The following is a 5059-nucleotide window of genomic DNA, read 5'->3' as shown; positions in this document are numbered from 1 at the left end:
AGTGGTGCACCACCGCCGGAGTGGACACCGCGTTCATTGACCCGGGATCACCCTGGCAGAACGGCTTCATCGAATCGTTCAATGCCCAGTTCAGAAGGGAGCAACTCGCCGGAGAAATCATGGACACCATGGCCGAAGCGAAGTATTTGGCCGAGAAGCACGTCCTGGACCTCGGCGAGCATCTGAAGTCCAACGAGCAGAAGTTGGACGATCTGGTCAAGGTCAGCGAGGCCGCACCTTTGCTCGAGGAGAAGGGTTTCCGGGCGGTGGCCGCGGCGAAATGCTTGGTGGCGTGGTCACATGAGGGGCGGGTCCGTAGCGAAGCTGCCTTCGCCTGTCTGGCCGGCGTGAATCCCATCCCTGCATCGTCGGGGAACACGGTTCGGCATCGGCTGAACCGTGGAGGCGACAGAAGACTCAACAGCGCCTTACACATGGCTGCGATCACCAGGATGCACTCAGGAATCGGCTTCCACACACCCGCGAACGTCCACTACGGCCACGCCGTCGGCGTGGCCAAAGAACCCTCGGCGACCCTCACTGCAGCCAGAGCGAGACACCCCGAACGCTTCACCAAAACCACCGACCCCAAAATCCTCGCGCTCCCAGGACCAGCGTGAATCAACCAACCCAAGGAATACACCGAACAATCAGCCGCCTAACTCCCATTGGTACCGTTCAGCTTGAAAAATTCCGTTCTGGCCCGACGCGCAGGTGAGGGATCCGTCGTTCGCACGCCCCGGGAGCGGCTTGTCCACCGGGAACCGGGGGCTCGCGGTGCTGCGTCACAGGGCGCTTGTGTAGGGCCTGAAGGCATGCGTATTTCCCATCGGTGCGGACGCGATCCGCCGTCCCGACAGGGGCCAGTTGGAAGAAGCCTCGGGTAACGTCAATGGCGCGGACGATTCCGCTTTCGTTAAGGATGCCAATGAACTGCGTCACTCTGCTGCTGGGAGGCACGTACCGGGGCCTGATCAGGTTGCCTGCTGTGAGTTCGGATTCCGGGATCCGCGGCGTTGGGGTTTCGGGTGAGCCTGCGCAGCCGCAGAACGAGGCCCTCCAACATACGGCACGATCAGGTAGTCATCCCTGGGCCGGGTCGCTCCACATAGAAGGCCTTCGAGTTTCTCCCGGGTGGTTATGAACAGTGTTTGGGCTCCCGGAAGGGATTGCCGTGTCCGCGCCGTCCTCGCCTGGTCGCGGCCGTCGAGCAGGACAACGGCAGGGGTGCCATCACCCGTGCCGCACGTTTCAGCCGTGGCCAAGGACCACCCAGCGTTGGCAAGGACCACCGAAATTTCGGCAGCCAGCGACGGGTCCTGATAAACGATAAGAATCGGGCCCATGGCCGGTGCCGGTGTGACGGTCCATGGAGAAACCCCGGTTTTGGGAGTCGTGTCGTGGGCAGGCATAGGAACCATGCTCCGTTGTTGGAATGAACCTGCCCTGAACCCATTCTGAAAAATTTCTGTGAGTGCAAGACCGCCGGGTTGTTCGGTGGATGAGCTGGCCGTCCTTTGCATTCCGCCGGGAAAGTGTGCGTGTTACGCCAAGTACACGAAGGGCATCCCGCGGGTGGCGAGGCTGCCAGGGCACGCGCCATCCCCTCCGCTGTCCTATCCCGTGGCGGTTGCCGTGGCAGATGATGATGTCCCCGGGGCCGGCTTTGCCGGCTTCCCGGGCCACCGTCGCAACAGGGTAGGTGGCACCGCCGTCGCCATTGACGCTGAAGCCGGCAGTGGTCAGCCCCAGCGCGGCCTTGATGTCCGCGGCGACGTCATCCAGGTAGGCTGTCCCGGGCCTGAAGAAGCGCGGCTTTGTCCCGGTGAGCTGGGCCACGTTGGGATTGTTGCTCATGACCTCGTCGTACACCTCACCCGCATCCCGGGTGCCGGGGATCCCGTAGGCGGATTCGCCAGTGGTGGACAAGGGCCGGTGGGAAGTACCATGGTTGGCCAGTTTAAACAACGGTTCGGCAGCAAGCCCGCGGCAGCGGCGGGTTTGGCGGCGATCCACCCGGAATTGAGGAAGAGCGTTGCGGGGATGCGGCGGCCGCGCAGGGCCGTGAGAAGCGCCTGATCATAGCCGTTACCTCGGACGGACCACCGCAGAAATCGACCGTCACAGCAACACCCGGCGCCCCTTGAGGCAGCCTGGTCAGGGTCCCGGTGGTGTCACAGGGACGGTCTGCGCAGCAGGTCCCGGGGCGGCCGCCGGAAGATCATCCGGAGGCGATGTGTCCGCTGGGAGACTGCCTCCCGGCCGGTCCGGCAGGGCAGTGAACAGCACCTCGGGCTGATTAGGGACTTGCCGGGTCGAAAGCCCGGCCACGGCGGCTACGGCGGTGGTGAGCAGGACGGCCCGCCGCGTCGGCGGTGAGCGGCGCGGGCGGAAATGCCGCGGGGTTTTGACCATGAGCGCTTTCCCGGTTTCAAAGAAATCGTGGCGGAGCGGGGATTTTGCAGGCCCCGGAATGGGTGCGAGGCCCGCAACATCCCCGGCTGCTCCTGGCGGGTGATGGGACGCTATTTGGTTTTGGGTTCGCGGTAGGCCAGGAGCCGCAGGGCGTTGGCGACGACGAGCAGGGTTGATCCTTCATGGATCAGGACGGCCAGTCCGATGCCGATGGTCCCGGTGATGGTTGCCGGGATAAGGATGGCGACGACGCCGAGGCTCGCCCAGAGGTTCTGGCGGATGATCCGGCTGGATTGGCGGCTGAGGTTCACGGCGAAAGGGAGCCGTTCCAAGTCATCGCCCATGAGCGCGACGTCGGCGGTTTCCATGGCGACGTCGGAGCCGGCGGCGCCCATCGCGATCCCGACGGTGGCGTTGGCCATGGCCGGTGCGTCGTTGACGCCGTCACCGACCATCGCGACCTTTTCTTCCCGTCCGCGTAGGTCGATCACCGCTTTGACTTTATCTTCGGGCAGCAGGTCGCCGCGGGCCTCGTCCAGTCCGAGTTTCCCGGCGACGGCGTCGGCGACGGTCTGGTTGTCTCCCGAAAGCATGATCATGTGCCGGATCCCAGCCTGTCGCAGCCGGGCGATAACCGGCGCGGCTGTGTCCCGGGGTGTGTCCATCAGGCCCAGGACACCCAGGTACCGGGATCCGCTGCGGACAACCATGGTGGTTCGCCCTGCGGCCTCGAGCCGTGCGGTGGAGTCGGTGATGTCTTTGGTCAGTGCGGTCCCGTCGATTTCGGTGAAGAGCTGTTGCTTGCCGATGTGGATCCGTTCACCCTCGATCAGGGCGCTGACCCCGCGCCCGGTGATGCTGGTAACCGCGCTGGCCGTGAGCGGCGCTGTGCCGTCCAGCCGGGCGCGTGCCGCCGTCACGATGGCCGAGGCCAGCGGGTGGTCGCTTTGGGACTCTACGGCCAGGGCAACGGAAAGCAGCTCGGATTCCTTCACGCCCGCCGCGGGTTCGACGTCGGTCATTTCCGGTTTGCCTTCCGTGAGCGTCCCGGTCTTGTCGAAGGCAATCGCGCGCAGCGTGCCGAGATTCTCCAACGGTCCGCCGCCTTTGATGAGGAGCCCGCCGCGGGCTGCCCGGGCCAGCCCGGACAGGACCGCGCTGGGGGTGGAGATCGCCAGCGCGCACGGGCTGGCGGCGACCAGCACGGCCAGGGCCCGGTAGAGCGTTGCGGAGAACGGTTCGTCGATGACGAGTCCGGCGAAGAGCAGCACAACGACGAGGATCAGCACGGCGGGGACGAACACGCGCTGGAAGCGGTCCGTGAACCGCTGCGTGGGTGAGATCTGGGCTTGGGCTTCGCTGACCATCCGCACCACCCGGGCGAGGGTGGAGTCCTTGGACAGCCGTGTCACCTCGATTTCCAGTACGCCGGGCCCGTTGACCGTTCCGGCGTAGATGCGGCTTTCGGCTGGGATGTCCGCTTCCTTCCGGGACGTCTGCGGCCCGATGGGGGTCTTGTCCACTGGGATGCTTTCCCCGGTCACGGCGGACTGGTCCACACTGCTTTGGCCGATGGTGACGTAACCGTCGGAGGGGATGCGGGTGTTGGGTTTGATGATGACGGTGTCGCCGATCTGCAGTTCCCCGACCGGGATTTCCTGCTCGGTGCCGTCGCGTCTGACGATCGCGGTGTCCGGGGCGAGTTCGGCCAGGGCCTGGATGGCGCGGCGCGCCCGTCCCATGGCGTAACTTTCCAGGGCATGGCCGATGCTGAACAGTGCCAGCAGCAGGGCGCCCTCGGCCAGGTCCCCGAGCACCGCAGCGCCGGCGGCCGCGACCAGCATGAGGAAATCGATCTCAAACCTCTTGGCCATCACCGTTTGGATGGCTTCCTTCAGGGTGTAGTAGCCGCCGAAGAAGTACGCGGCGATATACAGTGCCGTGGAGACCGCGTCGGGCACGGCGGGGCTGAGCCCGAGCAGGAATCCCGTCGCCAGGGTCAGAGCACACAGAATCGCGAAGATCAGCTCACTGCGCTCACCGAAGATCCCGCCGTGCTTGTGATCATGCTCTTCGCGTTTGTGGTCGTGCGCTTCTGCCTCTGGTGCGGCAGCTTCGGGCGCGGCTGCCTCGTCTGGACTTGCACCGGGTGCGTGGGGGCCGGCCGGGCTTGTGCGCGGTGGTGTTCCGAAGCGTGTCAGGAGGTCCTTGACGGTTTCCTCCGAGGTCCGCTCCGTGAAGTATTCAACCGTCACCGAGCCGGTGGCGGAGACATGGGCCTCGGCCACACCATCCAGACCGCGCAGCCGCTGTTCGAGCAGCTGAGCCCGGGCGGGCCTGGAAATCCCGGCCACCTCCAAGCTGAGGTGCCCGAAGTCACTGTCCACCCGTGCCCCCAGCGACAGGGCCAGCTCACGGATCCTGCCCAGGCTGATGAGACCGGGTTCGAAATGCACACACAGCTGCGCCGTTTCAGTGCCGTCCGGGCGTTTGACGTGGGCGTTGATGACGCCTTCCCGGGCCTGCAGGCCCGAGGTCAGGGTCCGGACGCAGGCGTCCTGTTCATCCAGCGCCTCCGGCAGCACGGTCCTCAGGTCAAGTTGGGTGTCGGTTGCCATGCGTGCTCAATTCACAGTGTGTCTGG

Annotated in this window: 3 protein-coding genes and 2 pseudogenes; 1 reads left to right on the top strand and 4 read right to left on the bottom strand. The window is 65.3% G+C overall.

Annotation, left to right across the window (positions count from 1 at the left end; all coding sequences use genetic code 11):
* Positions 1-452 (top strand): annotated as a pseudogene (locus ACLRGI_RS22810) (transposase); the annotation flags it as partial.
* A 522-nt stretch (positions 453-974) separates the two neighbouring features.
* Here the strand turns inward: ACLRGI_RS22810 and ACLRGI_RS22805 are convergent.
* From ACLRGI_RS22805 to ACLRGI_RS22790, 4 genes and pseudogenes are all read right to left on the bottom strand, one after another.
* Positions 975-1412 carry a response regulator gene (locus ACLRGI_RS22805; protein ID WP_419203724.1) on the bottom strand — a complete coding sequence of 146 codons (438 nt, stop codon included), beginning with the start codon at positions 1410-1412 and terminating at the stop codon, positions 975-977.
* 385 nt (positions 1413-1797) lie between these two features.
* Positions 1798-2016, bottom strand: a pseudogene (locus tag ACLRGI_RS22800) (polysaccharide deacetylase family protein); the annotation flags it as partial.
* Between the two features lie 141 nt (positions 2017-2157).
* Positions 2158-2415, bottom strand: coding sequence for a hypothetical protein (locus tag ACLRGI_RS22795; protein ID WP_419203723.1), 258 nt, complete (start codon positions 2413-2415; stop codon positions 2158-2160).
* 110 nt (positions 2416-2525) lie between these two features.
* Positions 2526-5033, bottom strand: coding sequence for a heavy metal translocating P-type ATPase (locus ACLRGI_RS22790; protein ID WP_419203722.1), 2508 nt, complete (start codon positions 5031-5033; stop codon positions 2526-2528).
* Positions 5034-5059: the final 26 nt, after the last annotated feature.

It is taken from the genome of Paenarthrobacter sp. PPS72, from assembly GCF_048537125.1.
GTDB lineage: Bacteria > Actinomycetota > Actinomycetes > Actinomycetales > Micrococcaceae > Arthrobacter > Arthrobacter nitroguajacolicus_E.
The sequence above is the reverse complement of the archived record's forward strand: the minus strand, read 5'-3'. Positions and strand labels throughout refer to the sequence as shown.